The sequence below is a fragment of the Salinispora cortesiana genome, from assembly GCF_000484695.1.
Lineage (GTDB): Bacteria > Actinomycetota > Actinomycetes > Mycobacteriales > Micromonosporaceae > Micromonospora > Micromonospora cortesiana.
This window is the reverse complement of sequence record NZ_AXVR01000002.1, coordinates 149,311-173,920: the sequence shown is the minus strand read 5'-3', so window position 1 is coordinate 173,920 and position 24,610 is coordinate 149,311. Positions and strand designations below refer to the sequence as shown.

Annotated in this window: 21 protein-coding genes and 1 pseudogene; 11 read left to right on the top strand and 11 right to left on the bottom strand. The window is 70.5% G+C overall.

The genetic code is table 11. The annotated features are described in order from the left end of the window. Positions 1-878 (top strand): IS701 family transposase (locus K228_RS0102425; RefSeq protein ID WP_025616969.1); only part of this gene is annotated, 878 nt, incomplete at its 5' end. Positions 879-927: 49 nt separating this feature from the next. Further along, positions 928-1,080 (top strand): annotated as a pseudogene (locus K228_RS29325) (IS630 family transposase); the annotation flags it as partial. 268 nt (positions 1,081-1,348) lie between these two features. On the opposite strand, the gene K228_RS0102415 reads toward K228_RS29325, so the two are convergent. Beyond that, on the bottom strand, positions 1,349-1,657 hold the full coding sequence (locus K228_RS0102415; RefSeq protein WP_245603402.1) for a hypothetical protein: 309 nt from the start codon (positions 1,655-1,657) through the stop codon (positions 1,349-1,351). A gap of 630 nt (positions 1,658-2,287) precedes the next feature. Here K228_RS0102415 and K228_RS0102410 point away from each other — a divergent pair. From K228_RS0102410 to K228_RS0102400, 3 genes are all read left to right on the top strand, one after another. After that, positions 2,288-3,100 (top strand): inositol monophosphatase family protein, encoded by an 813-nt coding sequence (locus K228_RS0102410; protein ID WP_025616966.1) that lies wholly within the window; start codon positions 2,288-2,290, stop codon positions 3,098-3,100. 176 nt (positions 3,101-3,276) lie between these two features. Then, positions 3,277-4,290, top strand: coding sequence for a coiled-coil domain-containing protein (locus tag K228_RS0102405; protein ID WP_025616965.1), 1,014 nt, complete (start codon positions 3,277-3,279; stop codon positions 4,288-4,290). 36 nt (positions 4,291-4,326) lie between these two features. Further along, positions 4,327-5,880: a fused MFS/spermidine synthase gene (locus K228_RS0102400; RefSeq protein WP_025616964.1), complete on the top strand. Its 1,554-nt coding sequence runs from the start codon at positions 4,327-4,329 to the stop codon at positions 5,878-5,880. Positions 5,881-5,901: 21 nt separating this feature from the next. On the opposite strand, the gene K228_RS0102395 is transcribed toward K228_RS0102400, so the two are convergent. After that, on the bottom strand, positions 5,902-6,570 hold the full coding sequence (locus K228_RS0102395) for a potassium channel family protein (protein ID WP_025616963.1): 669 nt from the start codon (positions 6,568-6,570) through the stop codon (positions 5,902-5,904). Next, entirely contained in the window at positions 6,560-7,894 is a 1,335-nt protein-coding gene (locus K228_RS0102390) for a TrkH family potassium uptake protein (protein ID WP_025616962.1), read from the bottom strand. Before K228_RS0102390 ends, K228_RS0102395 begins: the two co-directional genes overlap by 11 nt. Before the next feature lie 181 nt (positions 7,895-8,075). On the opposite strand from K228_RS0102390, the gene K228_RS0102385 reads away from it, so the two are divergent. Then, entirely contained in the window at positions 8,076-8,822 is a 747-nt protein-coding gene (locus K228_RS0102385; RefSeq protein ID WP_025616961.1) for an SDR family NAD(P)-dependent oxidoreductase, read from the top strand. 30 nt (positions 8,823-8,852) lie between these two features. On the opposite strand, the gene K228_RS0102380 is transcribed toward K228_RS0102385, so the two are convergent. Further along, positions 8,853-9,671, bottom strand: coding sequence for a hypothetical protein (locus K228_RS0102380; RefSeq protein ID WP_025616960.1), 819 nt, complete (start codon positions 9,669-9,671; stop codon positions 8,853-8,855). 105 nt (positions 9,672-9,776) lie between these two features. Between K228_RS0102380 and K228_RS0102375 the strand changes: the two genes are divergently transcribed. Continuing rightward, positions 9,777-11,915: a RecQ family ATP-dependent DNA helicase gene (locus K228_RS0102375; protein ID WP_025616959.1), complete on the top strand. Its 2,139-nt coding sequence runs from the start codon at positions 9,777-9,779 to the stop codon at positions 11,913-11,915. Between the two features lie 4 nt (positions 11,916-11,919). On the opposite strand, the gene K228_RS0102370 is transcribed toward K228_RS0102375, so the two are convergent. From K228_RS0102370 to K228_RS0102350, 5 genes are all read right to left on the bottom strand, one after another. After that, entirely contained in the window at positions 11,920-12,336 is a 417-nt protein-coding gene (locus K228_RS0102370) for a helix-turn-helix domain-containing protein (protein WP_025616958.1), read from the bottom strand. A gap of 134 nt (positions 12,337-12,470) precedes the next feature. Then, positions 12,471-13,676, bottom strand: a complete 1,206-nt coding sequence (locus tag K228_RS0102365; protein WP_025616957.1) for a class I SAM-dependent methyltransferase — start codon at positions 13,674-13,676, stop codon at positions 12,471-12,473. A gap of 101 nt (positions 13,677-13,777) precedes the next feature. Continuing rightward, positions 13,778-15,448 (bottom strand): DEAD/DEAH box helicase, encoded by a 1,671-nt coding sequence (locus tag K228_RS0102360; protein WP_025616956.1) that lies wholly within the window; start codon positions 15,446-15,448, stop codon positions 13,778-13,780. Positions 15,449-16,032: 584 nt separating this feature from the next. Next, positions 16,033-16,260, bottom strand: coding sequence for a DUF3107 domain-containing protein (locus K228_RS0102355; protein ID WP_018218186.1), 228 nt, complete (start codon positions 16,258-16,260; stop codon positions 16,033-16,035). A gap of 65 nt (positions 16,261-16,325) precedes the next feature. Continuing rightward, positions 16,326-16,985, bottom strand: a complete 660-nt coding sequence (locus K228_RS0102350; RefSeq protein ID WP_025616955.1) for a TetR/AcrR family transcriptional regulator — start codon at positions 16,983-16,985, stop codon at positions 16,326-16,328. A 436-nt stretch (positions 16,986-17,421) separates the two neighbouring features. On the opposite strand from K228_RS0102350, the gene K228_RS0102345 reads away from it, so the two are divergent. The 3 genes from K228_RS0102345 (at position 17,422) to K228_RS0102335 (ending at position 21,709) form a co-directional block, all read left to right on the top strand. After that, positions 17,422-19,443 carry a hypothetical protein gene (locus K228_RS0102345; protein ID WP_025616954.1) on the top strand — a complete coding sequence of 674 codons (2,022 nt, stop codon included), beginning with the start codon at positions 17,422-17,424 and terminating at the stop codon, positions 19,441-19,443. Positions 19,444-19,518: 75 nt separating this feature from the next. Beyond that, entirely contained in the window at positions 19,519-20,769 is a 1,251-nt protein-coding gene (gene moeZ / locus K228_RS0102340; protein WP_025616953.1) for an adenylyltransferase/sulfurtransferase MoeZ, read from the top strand. Positions 20,770-20,878: 109 nt separating this feature from the next. Further along, complete coding sequence (locus K228_RS0102335) at positions 20,879-21,709, top strand: prenyltransferase/squalene oxidase repeat-containing protein (protein WP_025616952.1); 831 nt, start codon at positions 20,879-20,881, stop codon at positions 21,707-21,709. A gap of 99 nt (positions 21,710-21,808) precedes the next feature. Here the strand turns inward: K228_RS0102335 and K228_RS0102330 are convergent, their stop codons facing one another. Further along, entirely contained in the window at positions 21,809-23,050 is a 1,242-nt protein-coding gene (locus tag K228_RS0102330) for a glutamate-5-semialdehyde dehydrogenase (protein ID WP_025616951.1), read from the bottom strand. A 51-nt stretch (positions 23,051-23,101) separates the two neighbouring features. Beyond that, positions 23,102-24,259: a glutamate 5-kinase gene (proB, locus tag K228_RS0102325; protein WP_050580927.1), complete on the bottom strand. Its 1,158-nt coding sequence runs from the start codon at positions 24,257-24,259 to the stop codon at positions 23,102-23,104. Positions 24,260-24,272: 13 nt separating this feature from the next. Between proB and K228_RS0102320 the strand changes: the two genes are divergently transcribed. Then, positions 24,273-24,578: an MGMT family protein gene (locus tag K228_RS0102320; RefSeq protein ID WP_018254550.1), complete on the top strand. Its 306-nt coding sequence runs from the start codon at positions 24,273-24,275 to the stop codon at positions 24,576-24,578. Positions 24,579-24,610 lie beyond the last annotated feature (32 nt).

Sequence of the window (24,610 nt, the reverse complement as noted above, 5' to 3'; positions counted from 1 at the left end):
CCCTGATCGACCGGCGGGTGTATCTGCCGGCGTCGTGGACCGACGACCGGGACCGCTGCGCAGCTGCCGGCGTGCCCGAGGACATCGAGTTCGCGACCAAGCCGGAGTTGGCCGGCGAGATGATCACCGCGGCGCTGAAGGCGGGGGTGCCGGCCGGGTGGGTGGCCGCGGACGAGGCTTACGGCAACAGCAGTGTCTTCCGCGCTGGCCTGCGTGAACACGGGATCGGCTACGTCCTTGCGGTCTCGTGCCGCCACGTGGTGCCCATCGACGGCGGCAAGACCCACCTGCGCGTCGACCGGATCGCCGCTGATCTGTCGAACTCGGCGTGGCATCGCCGCAGCGCGGGCGCCGGGTCCAAAGGCCCACGCTTCTACGACTGGGCCTGGCTCGATGACGTGTGCACCGACGCCGACCCCGACGACGGCGGCCAGCACAGCCTCCTGATCAGGAAGAACACCACCACCGGTGAACTGGCCTTCTACCGCTGCTGGACCCCGAAACCGGCCGCCCTCGCCCAACTCGTGCGGGTCGCGGGCATCCGCTGGAGCATCGAGGAGAGCTTCCAGGCCGCCAAGAGCCAGGTCGGTCTGGACCAGCACCAGGTCCGCCGCTGGGACTCCTGGCACAGGTTCACCACCCTCACCCTGGCCGCCCTCGCCGTCCTGACGATCTGCGCCGCCGACCAGGACCACACCGATACCGGCCTGATCACACTCACGGTCAACGAGACCCGCCGCCTGATCAACGCCTGCATCATCCGCCCGATCAATGACCTCACCCACCGTTTGCACTGGTCAGGATGGCGACGACGACATCAAGCCCGAGCCCGACGAGCCCACTACACACGCCGCCTCAACCTCGAACCCCAGCCATGATCCCGAACGGCGGCTGCCGTACTAGTGTCTCGCGATTCTGGGGTCTGGCACGTTCAAGCTCGGTATGGATCCGGCATTCGCGGCGAAGGTCTACGACATCGTCGGTTTGTATTTGGACCCGCCTGGTGGCGCGGTCGTACTCAGCCTCGATGAGAAGACCCAGATCAAAGCCCTCGACCGGACGCAGCCGCTGTTGCCGATTGAGACCTGGTTCGGCATTGCCACCCGGCAGGCATCCGGCGCGGCACCTTCTCCTCCGTGCAGGACCTGATCCGTGCTATCCGCCACTACATCGTGGCCTGGAACGCCAACCCCGCCCGTTCCAGTGGACAGCGACCGCCAACGAAGTCCTCGGATGACTAAATTTTCTACCAATGAGGGTGGTGAATCAGAACCCACGCCACCTGCCACCATCACGGCAACAGCGCCAATAGCCGCCGATTCGCTCACTCAAACCAATGCGCCACCCACTATTCCATGGCATCCTTGGCAACGAAAACGCGACGACCTGAGATTCCTGGCCATTCGGTATTCGGCAAGCCTACATGAACAGATAAATCAACCTCAATGGGACCACTCTGAAGGGTGTACAACTCGAAAATTATGTCCTCGATGTCCTCATCGACCTGATGATTGCGCTCCCGGACCACAAAATACAGCATGACCCGATCCTGGCTGACGCCTATCGAGATGGCGAGCATATCTCGCGAAATCAGCCCCAATGCCGCCCGTACAACATCAAGCACAAATTTATTTTCACGCTTCAAAAGGGGTTCCACTCCGCACACCTCTCACGACGTTCAATTCGGATCCCTTGGAACGATATCAGGGCTACGCTCCCCCTCGATGAAGAAGGCATTCGTAGGTTGATCAGGGAACCCAGCGCCGGGATTATTGTTGAATCCGTTACGTTATCGAAACGGATTCAATATATTCACCCTTCATCCCGAGAGTCGTAGTGTCGCTACGATGATGCGCGTCCAATGCATTTTGGGTATCCGTAAAACTAGGGAAATAGCTCTTGTCGGTACCCGCATGATTTGCTTATCCCTTAACGTGGCGAGCCTGCTTTGGGGCCGACAGTCGTGTCGATACAAGGAACTCGACTCGCATTATGAACAAGAACCGGCACCTTACCTGCTAGTAAATAAGGCGTACGAAAGCCAGCAATCGTAAGGTTGTATACGGATTGTCGGCGGCGTGTTGCTCAGCCTCGATGATCGAGGCTGATGACCCATCATGGACGCGGAGCTCATCGCCAGGGACAAGACTCTCCGCTGGCGTACAGGTACGCCGCTGTCGGTCGGCGAGGATTTCCCGGACGAGCCCGGCGGAGCCCGGGAGGCGGTAGAACGGGGAGATGAGGAAGACGGTGGTCCGGGAGGCGGTCGAGAAGCGACGTCCCGCCCGTGACTGAGAACCTGTTCGACGAGGTCGGCATGCTCCTGCGAACGGCGGCTGACCAGGTTGTGCTGCCGCTGTTCCGCCAGCTGGACGAAGCCGACATCGAGGAGAAGGCCCCCGGCGACCTCGTTACCGTCGCCGACCGGCGGGCGGAGGAGCTGATCTCGGCGGGTCTGCGCCGGCTGCGGCCAGACTCGGTGGTGGTCGGTGAGGAGGCCGTCGCCGAGGACCCGGAGCTTCTGCGGCACCTGCACCGCTCCGGCCCCGTGTGGCTGGTGGACCCAATCGACGGCACCGGCAACTTCGCTGCCGGTCGCCCGCCGTTCGCACTGATGGTGGCCCTGTTGATCGACGGAGAACCGAGCGCCGCGTGGATGTTTGACCCGGTGGTCGGCACGCTCGCTGCCACGCAACCCGGTGTGGGGGCGTACGTCAACGGGCGTGCGGTGCGTACCACCGGAGCGCCGGCTGACCTGGACCGGCTACGGGGCTCGGCGATGTCTCGCTACCTGCCGGCGGCCCTGCGTCCGCGGGTGGAGGCGGCCGGTGCGCAGCTGGGCGAGCTCCTGCCCGGCCAGCACTGCGCCGGGCGGGAGTACCTGGACATGCTCCTCGGGGTGCAGCAGTTCGTGCTCTACTGGCACACCCTGCCCTGGGACCACGTACCCGGCACTCATCTGGTCCGGGCCGCCGGTGGGGTCGCCCGGCGCTTCGACGGAGCCGAGTACCACCCGGGCGTCGAGGGGCAGGGCCTGCTCGTCGCCGCGGATGAGCGGATCTGGGTGGCGGTCCGGGAGGCTTTCTTCGGCGGAGCGTGAGGGCGCGCGCCACCCAGAGTCAGACCGTATCGAGCCAGCGGATTTGGGGTCCTCGCAGCGGTGGTCGGTCCGGTATTGTGGCCGACGGTCTCCGCCCGCTGGCCGCCGTACGGCGTCGATGGGACCACCGACCAGCGGAGTTCGTGGGGGCTGACGGCACTCGGGAAGGATCCACTGTGCGCACAGTCCCGCCCCGCGGGGGTTCCCGTCCGCTGACTGTCCTCGCCGTGGCGGTGGCCGCGGCGGTGGCGGTGCTGCTCGGTGCCGTGCCGGCCCAGGCCGAGCCGGGGGAGGGTGGCAGCGAGAAGTTGCGGACTGCGCTGACGGCCGCCGCCAAGGCGCACATCGACGCCACGGCCAAGCTGAAGAACTCCAAGCGTCGGCAGAAGGAGCTGACCACGGAGCTGAAGATGGTCGAGGCGCGGCTGACCGACCTGACCGCCCAGGTTGGCGTGGTGGCCGCGCAGTCGTACCGGTTGGGCCGACTCACCCCGATGGCGACATTGTTGGAGAGCGCGTCGCCCGATGAGTTTCTGAATCGGGCGATGAATCTGGACGTGATGGCCCGGCGGGACGGCCGTCGGGTGCGCGAGCTGACCGAGGTTCGGGAGACGGCGAAGAACGCCAAGGTCGCGATTGACACCGAGATCCGCGAGCAGGAGAAGCAGCTCGACGTCCTGGCGAAGAACAAGAAGGCGGCGGAGGTGGCGCTCGCCGCAGTCAGCTCGGGTGGCGGCTCCGGCTTCGGTGGCGGTTCGGCCAGCGCCGCGTCGGCGCCCCGGAATTCGAACGGCTCCTGGCCGTCGGAGTCCTGCTCGGTCGATGACCCGACCACCTCCGGCTGCATCTCTCCGCGCACCCTGCACATGCTCAAGCAGTCCCAGGCGGACGGTTTCAAACGGCACGTCTCCTGTTATCGCAGCGGCGGTGGTGGCGAGCACCCGAAGGGGAAGGCCTGTGACTTCGCCGCCGCCTCCGGTGGGTTCGAGAACGTCACGGCGACCGGCGGCGACAAGGCCTACGGTGACCAGCTGGCGACCTACCTGAAGAACAACGCGAGCCGACTCGGTGTGATGTACGTCATCTGGTATAGGCAGATATGGATGCCGAATACCGGTTGGCGAGCATATAGCGGCGGCGGCAGCCCCGCTGCTGACCACACCAACCACGTTCATGTTTCGATGTACTGACTCGGGCGGCCCATCTCACTGCGTACCATCGCGCGGGTGAACTCCGCCTCGTCCCAGACTCCCGTCCGGTCGGCCCAACTCGGGTCGGCGACCGGTCCGGCCCTGCCCAAGGGGCTGGCCGCGTTTCTGGTCTTCTTCTCCAGCGGCGCGGTTCTGGTGCTGGAGACAGCCGCGCTGCGCCTGGTCGGTCCGTACGTCGGGGTGACCCTCCAGGTGACCAGCTCGGTGATCGGCATCGCGTTGGCCGCGATCGCGTACGGGGCGTGGGCCGGCGGGTGGCTGGCGGACCGCCGGGACCCGCGTACCCTGCTGGCCCCGGCGCTGGTGCTGGCCGGGATCGCCACCGCGGTGACCCTGCCCGCGGTCCGGTACGCCGGGGAGGTGCTGCGGGGCGGGGCGGCCTCCGCGATCCTGCTGCTCGTCGCGCTGGCCGTCTTCGTACCGGCGATGCTGCTGTCGGCAGTCACCCCGATGGTGGTCAAACTGCAGCTGTCCGACCTGCGCCGGACCGGCCAAGTCGTCGGCCGGCTCTCCTCGATCGGCACCCTGGGTGCGGTCACCGCCACCCTGGTCACCGGCTTCGTGTTGGTGGCCGCGTTGCCCAGCACGGTGATCCTGCTCGGCCTGGCGGTCTCCCTGGGGCTTACCGGGCTGATCCTCGGCGGGTGGTTGAGGCGGACGGCGGGCGAGCAGCTGACCGGACCGGCCCGGGTGTCGGCCAGCCTGGCCGTGCTCGGCCTGCTCGGCGCCGGACTGACCACGGTCGCCCCGAACCCGTGTGACATCGAGACGGCCTACCACTGCGCCCGCGTCGAGACCGACCCAGGCCGGGCGAGCGGGCGTACGCTGCTGCTCAATTCGGCCCGGCACTCGTACGTGGACCTGGCCGACCCGACCCACCTGGAGTACGCGTACACCCGGTGGATCGGGGCGGTCGCCGATGTCATCGCACCGGCGGGTCGTCGGCTGGACGCGCTGCACCTAGGCGGAGGTGGTTTCACCATGCCGCGGTATCTGACTGCCACCCGGCCGGGCACCGAGAACGTGGTCTTCGAGATCGACGGCGGGCTGGTCGAGCTGGGCGAGGAGAAGCTCGGCGTGCGTCCGGGGCCGGAGCTGCGCGCGGAGGTGGGGGACGCCCGGATGCTGGTCGCCGCCGAGTCGGCGGAGAGTCAGGACCTGGTGGTGGGGGACGCGTTCGGGCATCTGGTGGTGCCGTGGCACCTCGCCACCCAGGAGATGGCCGCTGAGATCCGCCGGGTGATCCGTCCTGGCGGCGGCTACGTGCAGAACGTCATCGACTATCCGCCGCTGCGCTTCATTCGCAGTGAGGTGGCCACCGTCGCGGCCGAGTTCCGGCAGGTGGCCCTGATCGCCCCGCCGGCCGCGATCGCCGGTGAGCAGGGGTCCAACTTCGTCATCGTCGCCTCGGACGCGCCGTTGCCGCTGGCCGCGCTCCGAGAGCGGCTGCGCGAGGTGGACCCAGGTGCGGTCGTGCTGGACGGTGCGGCGCTGCAGGAGTTCGTTGGCGACGCGTTGGTGTTGACCGATGACTACGCCCCGGTGGACCAGCTGCTCGCGACCGCGTGATCGACGCCGCCTCCGCCGGGGTCAGCTGAGCGCGGCGAACGACTGCACCTGCTCGATGCTGCCCTCCACGATCAGCATGCTCCCCGAGGCCAGCACGGTGTCGCCGGTGGCCGCCTGGAACCGCTTCCCGGCCAGCTTCGCCGCGACCACCCGTACTCCGTGGCGGTCCTCCGGGTTCAGCTCGCGCAGTGGGCGGCCGGTGAGGCTCTCCGGGGTGCGGACCTTGGCGATCGCGAAGTCGTCGCCGAACTCCATGAAGTCCAGCATCCGGCTGACGATGAGATGGGCCAGCCGTTCGCCGGCCTCCGCCTCCGGGAAGATTACGTGGTGGGCCCCGACCGAGGTGAGGATCTTCGCGTGCTCCGGCGAGCGGGCCCGCGCCCAGATCTGTGGTATCCCCAGGTCAACGAGGGCTAGAACGGACAGTACGCTCGCCTCCAACGAGGCTCCGATGGACACCACGGCGCGTTCGAGGTCTTCCGCGCCGAGCTGGCGCAGCGCCCCCTCTTCGGTGGCATCGGCCTGCACCACCCGGTCGATTCGGTCGGCCCACCGCTGCACCCGCTCCGCGTCCTGGTCGATGGCGAGTACCGGATGCTCGAGCTGCACGAGCGTGTCGGCGACCTGGGAGCCGAAGCGTCCGAGCCCCACCACGATGACCCCGCTGTGTTGGTCTTTCCTAGCCGACAAGGGGTTGCTCCTCCGGGTAGCGGTACAGGCGTCGTCGGGTGTTCAGCGCGAGTGCCGACCCCAGGGTCAGCGACCCGACCCGACCGATGTACATCAGGACAACAAGTACGTACTGCCCGGCGTCGGGCAGGTTGGGCGCGATGCCGAGAGAGAGGCCGGCGGTGCTGAAGGCCGAGGTCACCTCGAAGAGCGCCACGTGGTGTGGCATCCCCTCGGTCAGCAGGATCAACGTCACCGTGCCGGCGAACACGAGTGCCACGCCGAGCAGCGCCACCGTGACCGCCTGCCGTTGGCTGGCGGTGGCGATTCGGCGATGGCGGATGGTGACATCCGGCTCGCCCCGTAGCTCGGCCCAGATCACGAAGGCGAGGAGGAAGAAGGTACTGACCTTGATGCCGCCGGCGGTGCTGGCGCTGCCGCCGCCGATGAACATCAGCGCGGTGATCGCCGGGATGCTCTCCTCGCCGAGCGCCTCGATGTTGATCACGTGGAACCCGCCGGTCCGGAAGAACGCGTTCTGGGCGAACGCGGCGAGGAGCTTCTCCGGCCACGGGCGGATGCCCAGGGTGTAGGGGTTGGACCATTCGGCGGCCAGCAGGGCGAGGAAGCCGACGCTCAGCAGGGTCAGGCTGCCCCAGATGGTGAGCTTGGTGGAGATCGACCAGCGGGTTGGGTGTCGCCGACCCCGGACGGCCTCGAACAGGGCCGGGAAGCCGAGTCCGCCGAGGAGTGCCCCGAACGCCATCGGCAGGATGAGCCAGGCGTCGCTGGAGAACCCGAGCAAGCCGTCGCTGTAGAGGGCGAAGCCACCGTTGTTGAAGGCCTGGACGGCATGGAAGACACCGACCCAGAGCGCCTCGCCGAAGGCGTAGTCGTACCGAACCCACAGGCGGAGCGTCAGGATGACGGCGATGACCGCCTCGGCGGTCAGTGCGATGGCGGCGATCCGAAACAGCAACCGACGGACATCACCGAGCCCAAACTCGGCGGTCTCGGCCTGCACGAGTAGCCGGTTACGCAGCCCGAGTCGGTGGGACACCACCAGGATGACCAGGGTGGCGCCGGTCACGATGCCGAGACCACCGACCTGGGTGAGGATGGTGATCACCGCCAGGCCGAAGTCGTTCCAGTAGTTCGGCGTGTCCACCACGGCCAGGCCGGTCACCGAGACCGCGGAGGCCGAGGTGAAGAGGGCGGTGACGAACGGGGTGTGCCGCTGCTGGCCGGTCGCCCATGGCAGCATCAGCAGGAAGGTGCCGATGAGGATCGTTGCGCCGAACCCGATCGGCACCAGTCGAACGGGGCGCCGCAACAGCCAATGCACCCGACAATCTTCACTTTTCGCCTTAGATGATGGGGTGGAAATGGCACTCTGGAGGGCCGACCAGCGACGAGAAATCGGCCTTCTGTGGGCGTTTCAGGCCAACCTGCGGCCGGTGGCACCCCGGCACGGGCGCACCCCGCTAACCTCCTGATCGACGGTGGGCTTCGAAGGAGGACAGTGCATGGGCGAGCGGCTGGCCGTGATCAGTGGGGGTGGCACCGGGATCGGGGCAGCCACCGCGGAGGCGCTCGCCGTTGACGGTTTCGACGTGCTCGTCGTGGGCCGGCGGGAGGAGGCGCTGCGGGCCACCGCGGCCCGACTCTCCTGGGACCTCGACCGACCCGGCGCGGTCCGGGCGGTGGTGGCGGACCTGACCGATCCGCAGCAGGTTCCCCGGGTGGTCGAGGCGGTCGAAGGCCGGGCGGTGGACGCGGTTGTCAACAACGCCGGGGGCTACCTCGGTGGGGAGCCCGACACCCTGGCCGGGGTCGCCGAGCAGTGGCGGGTCAATCTCGAGGCGAACGTTCTCACCGCCGTCCTGCTCACCGAGGCGCTGCGGCCGGTGCTGCGGCGTCCCGGTGGCCGGGTGATTCTGGTCAGCTCGATCGCGGCGCAGCGGGGCGGAGGTGGGCCGTACTCTGCGGCGAAGGCCGCGCTACACGGCTGGGCGTACGACCTGGCGGTGCGGCTCGGGCCGGAGCAGATCACGGTCAACGTGGTCAGCCCCGGGTATGTCGCGGACACCGACTTCTTCGGCGGCCGGATGACTGCCGAGGGACACGACCGGCGGGTCGCGGCCACGTTGGTCGGTCGGGCTGGCACCCCGGACGACATCGCAGCGGCAGTCCGCTACCTCGCCGGCCCCGCCGCCGGCTACGTCACCGGGCAGGTCCTCGGCGTCAACGGTGGGTCGGTCCTGGGTCGGTGACGACGGCGGCACCCCGCCGCCGTCGGCTCCCTAGCCCAGTAGCTCGTAGACCTCGGCGGGCGCTGGCACCACGTCACCGGTGGGCGGAGTGATCGCCGGCGCCTTGCCGTAGTCGAAATACTTCACCATGTACTCGCCGGCGGGTTGTTCGCCGACTCCGGGAAGTTCGATGGACAGCGTCTCGAGGTTGCCGTCGGCTCCGATCGCTGCGGTGAACGGAATCGACGCCGCCGCGTCGCCCAGCTCCGAGATGTCCCCGTCAAACAACGCCTCGGTGGCCAGCGGATCATCGGTCAGGTCGACGGTGCCGGTGTAAGAGCCATCGGCCTGCTCCTGCACATCGTCGGACGCTCTGATGATCACTCCGGTGTTGCCGACATCGGCGATTTCATACGTCAGTGAGTCGTCGGCGAGCTTGCTCTGGTCGAGATCCACCCACTGCTTCTGCTTAACTCCGAGGAGGTCGTACAGCTCGGTCGTCTCCCCGAAGTCCACCTGCATCCAGAGGTCCTGGTCAAGCGCTCGCATGGACATCGCTATGCTCAACTCGCCCCCGTTCATGTCCTCGGACATGGTGAGAACCATCTCCATGCCGCTGTTCGTCGGGTCAACGACGCCGGAGAGGGCCGTGCCGTCGGTTTCCGTGCCGGAGAAGCGGAACGCCGGCGTCTTCTCGTCCGGCACCGCGGCGAGCAGGGTTTGCTTCGGGGTAGCCGGGGTGCTGGGGGCCGCGGACGGCTCCTTGTCCACCACGCCGCAACCCGCCAGTAGTAGGCCAGCGGTCAGGAAGGCGGCTGATCCGACGGCGGTCCGCCGGATCAGGGGGGTGGCGGAGGTGCGCTGGGTCATGCGTGCTGCCTCGCAAACTATTGGGGGAAAGCACAGTCGATCATTTCATAGCCCGGCAAAACCGGCCGTCCTCGCCAGCGCGGGAGGCACTGGTAGAAATGTCTGATGGGTCAGGATCGAACGGCGGTACGCGAGCAGGCAGAAACGGTGCTGCGCCGGCTGGCCGGAGAAGACGCCCGGCTCCGCGACGACCAGTGGCGGGCGATCGAGGCGCTGGTGGTCGACCGGCGGCGGGTGCTCTGCGTCCAGCGCACCGGTTGGGGTAAGTCAGCAGTCTACTTCGTGGCCACCGCGCTGCTGCGGACGTCCGGCGAGCACGGACCGACGGTGATCGTCTCCCCGTTGCTGGCGTTGATGCGGAACCAGGTCGATGCGGCTGCCCGGGCCGGGATCCGGGCCCGGACCATCAACTCCGCGAACCTCGACGAGTGGGACGAGATCACCGGGGAGATCCACGCCGGGGCGGTGGACGTGCTTCTGATCAGCCCGGAACGGCTCAACAACCCGGACTTCCGGGATACCGTGCTGCCGAAGCTGGCAGCCACCACCGGGCTGCTCGTGGTGGACGAGGCGCACTGCGTCTCCGACTGGGGGCACGACTTCCGCCCCGACTATCGCCGACTGCGGACATTCCTCGGCAACCTGCCGGCCGGCACGCCGGTGCTCGCCACCACGGCCACCGCCAACGCCCGGGTCACCAAGGACGTCGCCGAGCAGCTCGGTGCGGCGTCCCGGCTCGGGGCGGGGCCCGAGACCCTGGTGCTGCGGGGCAGCCTGGACCGGGAGTCGCTGCGGCTCGGCGTGGTCGACCTGCCCGGCCCGGCGTACCGGCTGGCCTGGCTCGCCGACCATCTGGACGAACTCCCCGGCTCCGGCATCATCTACACCTTGACAGTGGCCGCGGCGGCGGAGACCGCCGACTTCCTCCGGTCCCGGGGCTACTCCGTGGCCTCGTACACCGGCCAGGCCGACGACGCGGACCGTCGCGCCGCCGAGCAGGATCTCCTCGACAACAAGATCAAGGCATTGGTGGCCACAAGCGCGCTCGGGATGGGTTTCGACAAGCCCGACCTCGGGTTCGTGGTGCACCTCGGCGCGCCACCGTCGCCGATCGCGTACTACCAGCAGGTCGGCCGGGCCGGCCGGGCCGTCGCCCACGCCGAGGTGCTGCTCCTGCCCGGCGGTGCCGAGGACGCCGCGATCTGGCGATACTTCGCCGCGCTGGCCTTCCCGCCGGAGGATCAGGTGCGGTCGGTGCTGGCCGCCCTGTCCACCGACCGCCCCCGCTCCACGCCCGCGCTCGAGCCGATCGTGGACCTGCGCCGTACCCGGTTGGAGCTGATGCTCAAGGTTCTGGACGTTGACGGTGCGGTCCGCCGGGTACGCGGTGGCTGGATCGCCACCGGTGAACCCTGGACCTATGACGAGGTCCGGTTGCGTCGGGTCGCCGCGGCCCGCACCGCCGAACAGTCGGCGATGCGGGAGTACGCGACCACCTCCGGCTGCCGCCTTCGCTATCTGCGGGAGTGCCTGGACGACGCTGGGGCAACCGACTGCGGCCGATGCGACCGGTGTGCCGCACCGACCTTCACCGAGGAGCTGTCCGAGGACGCCCTGCGGGCGGCCGAGGCCTTCCTCGGTCGCCCCGGTGTCGGGATCACCCCTAAGAAGCTCTGGCCAACCGGCCTTGCCGCGGTGGATGTACCCCTCCGGGGGCGGATCGCCCTCCCCGAGCAGACGTTGCCTGGTCGGGCCGTCGGGCGCCTCTCTGACCTCGGCTGGGGCGGGCGGCTGCGCGAACTCGTCGGGCCGGACACGGCCGACGTGGAGGCGCCCGACGATGTGGTTGCCGCCGTGGTGGAGGTGCTCCGGGAGTGGGCGCACGGCGCCGATCCCTGGCCGCGTCGCCCCGTCGGGGTGGTCGCGGTCGGCTCCCGCCACCCCCGGCTGGTCACCTCACTCGCCGGGCGGATCGCCGCGGTGGGGCGAATGCCGCTGCTCGACACCGTCGCGGTGTCCGCCGGGGGCGGAGCACGCGGCAACAGCGCCCAACGGGTACGCGCCCTGCACGGCTCGGTGACCCTGCCGTCGGAGCTGGCCGGTGCCCTGGCCGGACTGGCCGGGCCGGTGCTGCTCGTTGACGACCTCGTCGACTCGGGGTGGACCATGGCGATGGTGGCCCGGGAACTGCGTCAGGCGGGCGCGCCGGAGGTGCTTCCGCTCGCCCTGGCGGTCGCCGGTTGAGTGTTCAATCCGGCCGGTGGACCGGCCGCTGGGCCAGGTGACGCAGCAGGTCCCGGATGTGGTGCTTCTCCTCGACCGACACCGCCGGGTCGGCCAGGCGCTCGAGGATCGCCCGGACATCCGCCTCGACCGGTCCCTCGTTGCCGAGCCGAGGCAGCGTGGAGCCGGCCTCCGGCAGGCCGAGAGCGCGGAACGCGGCGGCGACGGGTAGGTCGAGCGCGACGCAGAAGCCCCGCACCTTGGCCAACTCGGGGTAGTCCTGCCAGTCACCGGCGAGCCAGCGGAAGACGGTGGAGCGGCCGACCCCAGTTTGGGCCGCCAGGTCGGTCACCGTCCACCCGCGCTCTGCACGGGCATTGTCGATGGCGCGCCGGACGAAGCGGGCGAAAGCTGCCTGTGCGGTTCCCTTTCCCGAAGTCATCCCAGCTGATCTTCCTTCCCTCGGCCTGGTGCGGCCTTCGCATCATCGAGAGTCGACACTCGACATTCGACGGTGCGTGGTTCGAGGGTAGTACGGCGGCCCGGATTGGGGACCGACCACTGTGGATGTAACGATCAGCCGGTGGGGTCTGTGGTGGTGCCCGCCGGGCGGTTGGTGGCACTGGTTACCGTCGCGCCGGCTGGCTCACCGAGCAGGGTCGCCAACCTCGGTGTGACCCGCCACTGGTCGATCAGGGACCGGTACTGCGCCCAGTGTTCACCAGTCGGGGGCGCTCCGGTGCGGCGGGCCCGGATGAGCAGGTTGCGCGGCGTGTGACGGGAGTCGACGAACTCGACCACCTCGGCCCGGTACCCGTGCAGTCGTAACAGTCCGGCCCGGATCGCGTCGGTGAGCACGTCGGCGAAGCGCTCGCGGAGGATGCCCTGTCGAGTCAGCAGCTCGTACGGGGGCGGGGTGGGCTGGGAGCGGAGCTGGGCGGCGAGGTCGTGGTGGCAACAGGGAGCCGCGAGCACCCAGCGAGACCTCCACTGCACCGCCCGCGCGAGCGCCTCGTCGGTGGCGGTGTCGCAGGCGTGCAGGGCCAGCACCAGATCGGGGTCGGGCCCAACAGTCGCATCGGTGATCGTTCCCGCCACGAAACGCACCTGATCGGCCCAGCCCAGCCACCGAGCCAGCTCGGTGTTGCGTTGGCGCTGGTCCTCGCGGACGTCCACGCCGACCAGGTGGACATCGATGCCCTGCTGGGTCAACCAGCGGTACGCGGCGAAGGTCAGGTAGGCGTTCCCACAACCCAGATCGACCACGCGCAGTGGGCCGCGGAGCCCGTCCGGGAGCGTCGCGGCGAGTGCCCGCAGAAAGGCGTCCACCTGCCGCCGCTTGGCGGCTGACCCACCGATCACGGTGAAGATCGGGTCGCCGGGATCGAGCAGGTGGGCCTTCGTTCGGTCGTGTCCGACCGGCTCGGCTGCCGGCGGGGCCGCCGTGCGGTGTACCTGTGCCGCGCCGGACTTTGTGACTCGGAGCTGCAGGGTCGTCGCTGTGGTCTCGACGTGCCAGTTGCCGAAGGGCTCGGCCAGCAGCGCGTCCACCGCCGCCTCCGCTTCCGCGCCGCGGACGAGGTTGCGGGTGTGGGGTGCGCTCCCGTCCGCGGTGATGACCTGGAGGCGGGGGCCGGAGTTGAGGGTGACCGGCCGTAGCTCCGCACGGTGCACCGATGGGCGAAGCCCACGGCGATGCCCAGCGGCCACCGCCCGGGTGAGCCCGGCGTCGAGCAGCAGCGTCCGCACCTCGGCGAGCGCGACGGGTAGGGGTTCCGGCATGGTGTCGTCCTCCGGGATGAGCGGTGGGGCACTGCGCTGGCACCAGCGCGCGACGCCCCCCGCTGGTGCCAGCGAGGGACGTCGGCAGCGACGCGACGTGCTCAGTCGGTGGCCGTCTTGGCCACCGTGCCGGTGTCGGCCGTCTTGACCGTGCCGGTGTCGGAGCCACCGCTGCGGCGCCGCCGACGGCGTCGCGGCTTCGGCGCCGCGGTGCCCGACGAGTCGGCGGTGGCTGCTTCGCCGGTCTCGCCGGTTGACGCCGCGGGCTCGCCGGCGGTGACCACCTCGCCGTCCCGGCGGCGTCGCCGCCGGCGGGGGGTACGCTCCGCGGTCTCGCCGCCCTCGCCCTGCTCGGTGGTGGCGCCGGCGCCAGAACCGGCGTCGCCGCCACGGCCCCGGCGGCGGTCCCGGCCCGTGCCACGGCGGGGCCCGCGGCCGTCGCCGCGGCGGGACCGTCCGCCGAGGTCCTCCTCGACCTCGGCGGAGAGCCCGGCCCGGGTGCGTGCACCGGTGGGCAGAGTGCCGGTGATCTCCGGGGAGATGTCCAGCTCGGCATAGAGGTGCGGGGAGGTGTGATAGGTCTCCGGCGGCTCCGGCATCTCCAGGCCGAGGGTCTTGTCGATGATTCGCCAGCGGGGCATGTCGTCCCAGTCGACGAAGGTCACCGCGACGCCGCTCGCCCCCGCCCGGCCGGTCCGGCCGATCCGGTGGGTGTACGTGTCCTGGTCCTCCGGGCAGTCGTAATTGATGACGTGGGTAACGCCGCTGACATCAATTCCCCGGGCGGCCACGTCGGTAGCGACCAGGGTATCGATCTTGCCGGTACGGAAGGCCCGCAGTGCCCGCTCCCGGGCACCCTGGCCGAGGTCGCCGTGGACGGCGGCCACGGCGAAGCCGCGGAAGTCCAGGTCCGCGGCGACCCGGTCGGCCGCTCGCTTGGTCCGGGTGAAGATCATGGTCAGCCCGCGCTCCTTGGCCTGGAGGATCCGCGCCACGATCTCGATCTTGTTGAGTGAGTGGGTGCGGTAGGCCAACTGCTGGGTCTGCGGTGACGGGCCGGTCTCGGCGGTGTGCCCGGCGTGAATCGTCATCGGCCGGCGCAGGAAGCGCCGGGACAGCGTGACGATCGGGTCCGGCATCGTGGCCGAGAAGAGCATCGTCTGCCGTTCTTCCGGCAGCATCGCCAGAATCTTCTCGACATCGTCGAGGAAGCCCAGGTCGAGCATCCGGTCGGCCTCGTCCAGGACGAGCGCGCGGACCCGATCCAGCTGCAACTGCTTCTGCTTGGCCAGGTCGAGTAGCCGGCCGGGGGTGCCGACCAGGATCTCCGCACCCGTGCGGAGCGCCTCGATCTGCGGTTCGTACGCCACTCCGCCGTAGATCGGCAACACCCGCACGCCACGGGTGCTGCCCGCGGCGTGGAGGTCCTTGGCGACCTGGATGCCCAGCTCGCGGGTGGGTACGACGACCAGCGCCTGTGGGGTGCCGTCGCCGCCCTCGGCGGGAGCGAAGACCCGTTCCAGCAGCGGTACGCCGAAGCCGAGGGTCTTGCCGGTGCCGGTTGGGGCCTGGCCGATCAGGTCAACGCCGCGCAGCGCGATTGGCAGCGCGTACTCCTGGATGGCGAAGGCCCGGGTGATCCCGGCGGCGCTCAGCGCGTCAACGGTCTCTTTACGGGCGCCCAACTCGGCAAAGGTGGGTGCTTCCGGACGTACTGATGCGGTGGCGGCGAGTTCGGTGCCATCCATGAGGTTGTGGGTGAGTTCGCTCATCTCGACTGGGGGTGCCCTCTCGTGGGTGCGCCCCGTTGAGTCCTCGAGGCGCGGACGGTGTGGCGCGGGCCACACGATCGGGTGGCGAATCGCCAAGCCGGACCGGGCCGCACGCGCGCCGCGGGCCGGCTGCGACCAGATCGAAACGGGAACTAATCGATCGTTGGACCAGATCGATTGCTGGACCAGATCGAGATCGAACGTCGGTCGGTGCCCACGGCAACTGTTCTATTCTACCTGAACCTCCCCGGCGCCGCTCAGATTCCGGCAGGTGATGCCGGGGAGAGCCGGCGCCTTTCGCCTGCTCGAGGGGGTAACCGCAGGCTACCGGGGCAGGGGCGAGGGGTGGTCCGCTCGCCGGCACTGAGCTTCGGGTGGGGCCGGGACCCGTCGAGGGTGGCCACGACTCGGCGTGGCGGCCCCAACCGCCTACCGCGCCCCCGGGGCCGGACCGAGGGACTTTCCCCAGGGTTGACTCGCCGCTGTCCCGCGCACGGAGCGCGGGGCGTCGGCATCGCTCGTGGCCGGCGGGCTGGCCACGAGCCACGGCAAGTGCCTCGGCACCTGCCGTGGCGGGCCGCTGGTCAGCGGACGGTGAATCCGACCGCCCGGGAGGACGCCTCGGCGATCTCGACGTAGGCGACCTTGTCGACCGGAACGATGACCCGCCGCCCCTTCTCGTCGGTGAGGGAGAGGGTGCCGCCGTCGCCGGCGATGGCGTCGGTCACGATCCGCTCAATCTCGGCCGGCGACTGTGCGCTCTCCAGAACCAGCTCGCGCGGCGCGTACTGCACGCCGATCTTGACCTCCACTGTGCCTCCTCCGCTGGGGGCGAGAATGCCGCCTTGCGAAGGCTATCCGATCACGGGGGCGGCGGTCAGGCTGACTCACCTTGCAGCGGGAAGCTCGCGATGCCTCGCCAGGAGAGCGTGGCGACCAACGCCTCCGCCTCCTCCTTCGCCACCTGCCGCCCTCGGGCCAGCCAGAACTGCGCCGCCGTCTCGGCCGCCCCGACCAGGCCGGATGCGAGTAGCTCCGCGTGTGCCCGGCTTACGCCGGTATCCGAGATGATCGTGTCGGTGATCGCCGCGATGCAGCCCTGCTCCACCCGCTCGACCCGCTGCCGTACCGCGGGGTCGTTGCGCAGGTCGGACTCGAAGACCAGGCGGAATGCCTCACTCTCATGGTCAACGAAGTCGAAGTACGCGCGGACGGAGGCGCTCACCCGCTCCTTGTTGTCGAGGGTGCCGCGCATCGCTTCCTGCACCTTCGCCACGAGCGTGTCGCAGTGGGTGTCGAGGAGCGCCAGGTAGAGCTCCATCTTGCCGGGGAAGTGCTGGTACAGCACCGGCTTGGAGACCCCTGCGCGTTCGGCGATGTCGTCCATCGCGGCTGCGTGGTAGCCCTGTGCGACGAACACCTCCTGCGCCGCGGCGAGCAGCTGTCTGCGGCGGGCGGACCGGGGCAGGCGGGTGGGCCTGCCGGCGGTCTGGGTGCCGTTCCCCACAGCGGTCATGGGAGCCTCCGAGTTCTTCATACGAGCTGGCATATCACCCGAACCGGTCAAGGATCGCCGCCTGTCCCGGAATTGGCCCGCCGCCGTAACTTATCGCCACTGTCACCACACGGTAGCCTCAGCGGGGGCGACCAAGGAGCGCGCGGTGAGTGATGCAGGGCAACCCGGTGCCGCCACCCCGGGAGAGCACGGTGACGGGACCGGTCCAGAGCCGGTCCACTCCCGATCCGACAGTCCGTGGGCGCCCCCCACCGGAGGCTGGTCGCCAGAGTCAACCACACCCCGGCGCCGAGATGGCTCGTCCGCTGGTTGGGCCGACTCCTCTCCGCGCCATGGCGACCTGCCAGCTCCGTTGCCCGGCGCGACCGAGAGTGGTCCTCGCCCCCATCTCAATGGATACCGGACAAATGGTCACGCATTTGCCGCGCCGGAGGTGCCGGCCAGCCGGCCAGGCCCGGTGAGTGCCCCGCCGGGCCGTTCGGGCAGGCCGGTCCAGGAAGCCGGCGGAGACCGGCCGACCGCGCCCGCCGCTGAGCAGCCACCCGCGCCAGCCGGGGCACCCGAGGCCGTCCGGGACGACCGGCTGGACCCGCCGGCCGAGCCCGACCCTCGGCCGATGGCCGACCAGCCCACACCGCCACCACAGGGCTGGTCCGGCCCGAGTTGGGGGGCCGAGTGGGCGCCTGAGCAGGCCGGCGCCGGGTCGCCACCGGCCGGCCGCCGAGCTCGGGTGGAACCGGATGGATGGGACGAACCGGAGCCGCCTGGCCGCCGGGCTCGGGTGGAGCCGGACGGGTGGAACGAGCCAGAGCCACCTGGTCACCCGGCTCGGGTGGAACCGGACGGGTGGGACGAACCGGAGCCGACCGGCCGGCGGTTCCGGGGCGGGACTCCGCGGGACGCGGCGGGGGAGCGGCGGGAGACCTCCGGCCGCCGGTTCCGTCCAGACCCAGACGAGACCGAGGCGGGCGAGGGGGGCCAGCCGAGCGTCGAGCGTCCCGCCTGGGCCGTCGAATCGCAGCGGGCCTTTGAACCGGTCCGGGCCGAGCCGCAGCGGGCCTACGAGCCGCTCCAGGCCGAGCCGTCCTCGACGTTTCCCAGCGAGCCGGGCCGTCGCTCCGGCATCCGGTCGGAGCACCAGCCCGCCACCGAGTCGGCCCACCAGCCGCCAGCCGCCCCTGCGGCCTGGGCGCCGGAGCAGCCAGCCGGATCGGCGGAGGCGGGCCCGCCGTTGACCGCGTCCGTTCGTGGCGGCCCCGGTGGTTGGGACCGCACCCCGGCCGAGTCGATTCCGACGAGTACACCCCCCTACCCGGCCCGCCGGTCCGCCCCCGAGCCGGCATCCACGGCGCCGTCGGCCGACGCCGACCGACAGCCGGAGTCGGTGTCCGCGATGTTGCCGCAACGTGTCCCCGCCGAACCGGATGTACCCGCCGGGCCGGAGCTGTCAGCTGCAGAGGTGCCCGCCAAGACCCCAGAACTCGCCCGTATCGCCACCCACCTCCGCCAGGTCGACGAGCCCGCTCCGCTGCGCGAACGTCCGGAGGGCTTCGACGTGGACGCCATTCTCGGTGCGGTTCGTGGGGTGACGGGTGTCCGCGACGCGGCGTTGCGCCGTACCCAGTCCGGCGCACACAGCCTCCGGCTGGACCTCGCCGACGGTGCCGACCCGGCGGAGGTGAGTCGGCACGTCGCTCGGCTCCTTCAGGAACGGCTGGGGCTCGCCGCTGCCCCGCAGAACATGCCCGACGGGCTCGCCGATGGGATGTCGTCCACCCATCGGCAGCCGGCCGGGCCGGCTGCGCCGAGCGGACGGTCTCCGGTTGGCCTCCCGTCGTGTACCGAGCGCCGGGACGCGGCCCTGTCGGAGCCGCCGCGTCGCCGACGGCACTCCGGCGGACCGCATCGGGTCCGGGCCGCCGCCGTGGACGAGCCAGCCACGGCGGTCAGCGGTGCCGCCGATGGCCCGGCGACAGCCGAGACGTCGTACGGCGGGGGGCAGGTCGCGGCGACCGAGCTGGCCCCGTCCCGCCCGCTTGACACCGGGGGTCGGCCCGGGCCTCGGGTGGTGCTCGACCACGTGCAGGTAAGCACCTTCGGCCTCGATGCGACCGTCGAGGTTCGCCTGCTCGCCGCCGGGTCACCCGCCGCCGGCTATGCGACCGGGCCGGCGGTGGACGGCTACATGCTGCGGCTGAGCGCGGCGGCGGCCGCCGCCGCAGTGGATCAGCTGCTGCGTGCGCCGGGGCCACAGCCGGACCGGGGGCGCTGCTTCGTCGAGCACGCCACGTTGGTGCCGCTGGGCAACTGCGAGGTCGCGACGGTCGTGGTGTTGCTGGTCTGCGACGGTTGGGTCGAGCAGCTCGCCGGCTCCGCGCTGGTCGCCGGCGACCCCCGCCAAGCGGTCGTACGGGCCACCCTGGCTGCGGTGAATCGTCGCCTCGAGGCGCTGCTCGCCGACCCCGGGGACGCCGGATAGCGCCCCGCTCCGGCGGCCGGCCCACGGCCGGCGGGTTATTCCCGTTCCCGCAGTTCGGGCGACGTGTCCCCGCTCATGGCCGCCGGCCTGCCCGGCGAGCGACAATGGCGCGGTTCGCCACTGCCGACCCACGGGGAGTTAACCGTGTCGCTGCCCCCGCTCGTCGAGCCCGCCGCCGAGCTGACCGTTGACGAGATCCGTCGCTACTCGCGTCACCTGATCATCCCAGATATCGGGGTCGAGGGGCAGAAGCGGTTGAAAAACGCCCGGGTGCTCTGTGTCGGTGCCGGTGGTCTCGGTTCTCCGGCGCTGATGTACCTGGCCGCCGCCGGGGTGGGAACCCTCGGCATCGTCGACTTCGACACCGTTGACGAGTCCAACCTCCAACGGCAGATCATTCACGGCGTCTCGGATGTCGGCCGGGCCAAGGCCGAATCCGCCTCCGCCAGCATCCGTGAGATCAACCCGCTGGTCGAGGTGAGGATCCACAACACCGCGTTGGACCGGGACAACGTCCGGGACATCTTCGCCCAGTACGACCTGATCGTGGACGGCACCGACAACTTCGCCACCCGGTACCTGGTCAACGACGCGGCGGTGCTGCTCGGCAAGCCGTACGTGTGGGGGTCCATCTACCGGTTCGACGGGCAGGCGTCGGTGTTCTGGGCCGAGCACGGCCCCTGCTATCGCTGCCTCTACCCGGAGCCGCCCCCGCCCGGCATGGTGCCCTCCTGCGCGGAGGGCGGCGTGCTCGGCGTGCTCTGCGCCTCGATCGGCTCGATTCAGGTGAACGAGGCGATCAAGCTCCTCGCCGGTGTCGGTGAGCCGCTGGTCGGCCGACTCATGGTCCACGACGCTCTGGAGATGAGCTACCGCAAGATCAAGGTGCGGAAGGATCCGAACTGCGCGCTCTGCGGCGAGAACCCCACGGTCACCGACCTGCTGGACGACTACGAGGACTTCTGCGGTGCGGTGTCGGCCGAGGCTCAGGAGGCCGCGGCGGACGCGACGATCACCGCGGGCGAGCTGAAGGCGTGGCAGGACGCCGGCAGAGAGATCTTCCTGGTTGACGTGCGGGAGCCGGCCGAGTTCGAGATCGTCCGAATCCCGGGCTCCACGCTGATCCCCAAGGGGGAGATCATCTCTGGGCAGGCGCTGGTCAAGCTCCCGCAGGACCGACAGATCGTGCTGCACTGCAAGTCCGGCGTGCGGTCCGCGGAGGCGCTCGCCGCGCTGAAGTCCGCTGGCTTCCGAGACGCGGTGCACCTCCAGGGGGGTGTCCTCTCCTGGATCAAGCAGGTCGATCCGTCGTTGCCCGCGTACTGATCGGGCCGGGGATGGCCAGCGCGGGAACGCCCCGGTACCCGGCGTTGCGGCGAGCACCGGGCAGTGGGTGGCCGATTCCCTGAAGCGGGGTCGCATCTGCCCAGGTAGCGTGACCGCCGTGGTGGATATCGAGGCCGCGATCGGTTACGTGGTGGCGCGGGGAGACGTGGTGGAGCGTGCCCGGCTTGCCCGACTTCGTACCGGCGCGGTGCCGGCTGAGGAGGTGCTCGCCGTCGCCGAGGCCGGGCAGCTACCGGCGGGCGGCTGGCCGGCGTACCTCGAGGGGGAGACCGCCTCCGTTGACGCGACCTGTTTCCGTCTCGGCGAGCTCGACGACCTCGGTGCCCTCGGCCGGCCGGCGGCTCGGCGGGCGCTGGACTGGCTCGCCGCGCGCCAGCTGCCGGAGGGGGGCTGGGAAGAGGACGTCGCGCTGACCGACACCGCCCCGGAGTGGGCCCGGCCGGGCGACCCGGAGGCGGGCTTCTACCTGACGGCGAGCGCGGCGTTCTGGCTCAGCGTCGCCGGGCTGGACGCCCGGGCCGCCGGCCCGTTGGACGCCCGGGTCGGCGGGGCGTACGCGGGCGTCGTGCACGGTGCCGCGCTCTCCCTCGCCGCCCGCCTGAACTCGGACGGGACCTGGCCGTCGTTCCTCGCCGCCGGCTGGCTGAGCGCGGCGGTGCTGTTTCGGCAGGAGATGTACCAGGAGTCCGCCCGGATTCAGGTGGCGCTCGCCGAGCGGATCGGCGACATGGCCCCGGCCAACGTCGCCTGGCTGGCCGCGACGCTGCGCCGGGTCGGCGTGGACCCGCAGGACTGGGTCCTGGTGCGCGCCCGCCGCCGGCTCGCTGAGACCCAGCGCAGTGACGGGGGCTGGGAGAGCGAGGACGGGCACCAGTTCGACGTCCACGCGACGCTGACCGCGGTCCGCGCCTGCCGTTGACCGCCCAGCTTGGGCGTGGTCCCGGCGCTGCCCTGCTCGGGCGCCGCCGGTGCTGCCCCGCCCAGACCTCGCCACCGGGACACCGGCCCGGGCCGGCGGTCAGCGTAGCTGACCGTCCCCGGTGACCACATACTTCGTGCTGGTCAGCTCCGGCAACCCCATCGGCCCGCGGGCGTGCAGCTTCTGGGTGGAGATGCCGATCTCGGCACCGAAGCCGAACTCCCCGCCGTCGGTGAACCGAGTCGAGGCGTTCACCATCACCGCCGCCGCGTCAACCCGGGCCACGAACTCGCGGGCGGCCGACTGGGAGTCGGTCACGATCGCCTCGGTGTGCCCCGTCCCGTACCGCTGGATGTGCGCGACCGCCGCGTCCAGCGACTCGACGACGGCGACCGAGATCTCCGCCGCCAGGTACTCGGTGGCGTAGTCCTCGTCGGTCGCCGGCAGCACGGCGGTGGAGTGCCGAGCGACCTGCGGGCAGCCGTGTACGGTCACCCCGGCCGCGGCGAACGCGGCCAGCGCCGGGGGCAGATAGGCGTCCGCGACCGCGGTGTGCACCAGCAGCGACTCGGCTGTGTTGCAGGTGGAGAGGCGCTGCGTCTTCGCGTTCAGGGTGATCGCGACCGCCTTTTCCACGTCCGCGGCGGCGTCAACGTAGACGTGGCAGTTGCCCACCCCGGTCTCGATCACCGGGACGGTTGACTCCTCGACAACCGTGCGGATCAGTTCCGCACCGCCGCGCGGGATCAGGACGTCGACCAGCCCCCGGGCACGCATCAGCTCCTTGACCGAGTCGCGGGTCGTGGCGTCGAGCAGCTGTACCGAGTCCGCTGGTAGGCCGGTGTCGGCGACCGCGTCCCGCAGCACCGATACCAGCGCGGCGTTCGACCGGGCGGCGGAGGAGGAGCCCCGCAGCAGCACCGCGTTGCCGGACTTCAGGCAGATGCCGGCGGCGTCAACGGTGACGTTCGGTCGCGCCTCGTAGACGATCCCCACCACCCCGAACGGCACCCGAATCTGCCGCAGCTGTAGGCCATTGGGGAGGGTCGAGCCCCGGACCACCTCACCGACCGGGTCGGGGAGCGCGGCCATCTGGCGGAGCGCCTCGGCGATGCCGGCCACCCGCCCCGGGTCGAGGGCGAGCCGGTCCAAGATGGCCGTACTCAGCCCACCGGCACGTCCGGCGGTGAGGTCCGCGCTGTTGGCGGCCAGGATCTCGGCCGTCCGCGCCACCAGCGCGTCGGCCATCGCGTGCAGCGCGGCATCCTTGCCAGACCGCGTGGCGACGGCCAACTCGGCCGCCGCCGTCCGGGCTCGTCGTGCCTGCTCGACGACGCTCATCTGCACTCCTTGGGATCTCGGGAAGGACTCGTGCCGGGCCAGCGCCCAGCCTTACAACAGCACCAGGTCGTCGCAGTGGACGACCTCCCGTTCGTAGCCGGGGCCGAGGGCCGTGGCGAGCTCAGCGGTGGAACGTCCGAGCAGGCCGGGTAGCTCTACCGCGTCGTAGTTGACCAGCCCGCGGGCCACCGGCACGCCGTCGGTGTCAACCAGGTCAACCGGATCGCCGGCGGTGAAGGCGCCCCGCACCGCGGTGATCCCCGCGGGTAGCAGCGACTTGCGTCGGTTGACGACGGCCGCGACCGCGCCCGGGTCCAGCTGCAGCCACCCGCGCGGGGTGGTGGCGTGCGCCAGCCAGAACAGCCGGGCAGCCGGCCGGCGTTGACTGGGGTGAAAGAGCGTGCCGACCGGCTTGCCGTCCAGCGCCTCGGCCGCCTGGTCGGCGGAGGTCAGGATCACCGGGATGCCGAAGCCGGTGGCGATCCGGGCTGCCTCCACCTTGGTCACCATGCCCCCGGTGCCGACCCCGGCCCGGCCGGCGCCGCCGATCGCCACCCCGGACAGGTCCCGTTCGTCGTGGACCTCGGCGATCCGGGTCGATCCGGGGCGGGCCGGATCGCCGGTCCAGAGCGCGTCCACATCAGAAAGCAGGAGGAGCAGATCGGTGTCGACCAGGGCAGCCACCAGGGCGGCGAGCCGGTCGTTGTCGCCGAACCGGATCTCGTCGGTGGCGACCGTGTCGTTCTCGTTGACGATCGGCACCGCGCCCAGGTCGAGTAGCTTGCGCAGGGTCCGGTACGCGTTGCGGTAGTGCGCCCGCCGGGTCAGGTCGTCCACGGTGAGCAGGACCTGACCGACGGTGCGCTGGTGCCGGGCGAAGGCGGCGGCGTATCGCCGGATCAGCAGCCCCTGGCCGACACTGGCGGCGGCCTGCTGGGTGGCCAGGTCCCGGGGGCGGCGGGTCAGCCCCAGTGGGGCCAGCCCCGCGGCGATCGCGCCGGAGGAGACCAGCACGACCTCCCGGCCCTGGGCGGCGAGCGTGCCGAGGGTGTCCACGAGCGCGTCCACCCGCCCGTCATCCAGGCCGCCGGCGGGCGTGGTCAACGAGGAAGAACCGATCTTGACGACCACCCGCCGGGCCGCCGTCACCTTGTCGCGCACCCGCCTATTCTGCGATGTCGGTCCGTCAACGCCCGGCCCGGTTCCCATATCGTGGCGCGTCGTGGGACCCGAGGAGTATGTCGAGGCGGTGCTGGAACTGGTCGAGCGGATCCCGCCCGGCCGGGCGATGTCGTACGGTGCGGTGGCCGACGCGCTCGCCGAACGTTCGGGGCGGGCGTCGCCCCGGCTGGTCGGTTCGATCCTGGCGCGCCACGGCGGGGGTGTGCCCTGGCATCGCGTGGTGAACTCGGCTGGCCGGCTCCCGCCCGGGCATGAACTCTCGGCCCGGGCCCGGCTGCTCGCCGAGGGGACACCGCTGCGCGGCGACCGGGTTGACCTGCGGGCGGCGGGCTGGTCGCCGGAGTAGGGGATGTGATCGCCGCCATACTTGTGAGTAAT

Coding starts and splice junctions, on each gene's coding strand:
- K228_RS0102385 (WP_025616961.1), top strand. CDS start 8,076: ATGGGCGAGCGGCTGGCCGTGATCAGTGGGGGTGGCACCGGGATCGGG.
- K228_RS0102380 (WP_025616960.1), bottom strand. CDS start 9,671: ATGACCCAGCGCACCTCCGCCACCCCCCTGATCCGGCGGACCGCCGTC.
- K228_RS0102375 (WP_025616959.1), top strand. CDS start 9,777: ATGGGTCAGGATCGAACGGCGGTACGCGAGCAGGCAGAAACGGTGCTG.
- K228_RS0102370 (WP_025616958.1), bottom strand. CDS start 12,336: ATGACTTCGGGAAAGGGAACCGCACAGGCAGCTTTCGCCCGCTTCGTC.
- K228_RS0102365 (WP_025616957.1), bottom strand. CDS start 13,676: ATGCCGGAACCCCTACCCGTCGCGCTCGCCGAGGTGCGGACGCTGCTG.
- K228_RS0102360 (WP_025616956.1), bottom strand. CDS start 15,448: ATGAGCGAACTCACCCACAACCTCATGGATGGCACCGAACTCGCCGCC.
- K228_RS0102350 (WP_025616955.1), bottom strand. CDS start 16,985: ATGAAGAACTCGGAGGCTCCCATGACCGCTGTGGGGAACGGCACCCAG.
- moeZ (WP_025616953.1), top strand. CDS start 19,519: ATGGCCGCCGGCCTGCCCGGCGAGCGACAATGGCGCGGTTCGCCACTG.
- K228_RS0102330 (WP_025616951.1), bottom strand. CDS start 23,050: ATGAGCGTCGTCGAGCAGGCACGACGAGCCCGGACGGCGGCGGCCGAG.
- proB (WP_050580927.1), bottom strand. CDS start 24,259: ATGGGAACCGGGCCGGGCGTTGACGGACCGACATCGCAGAATAGGCGG.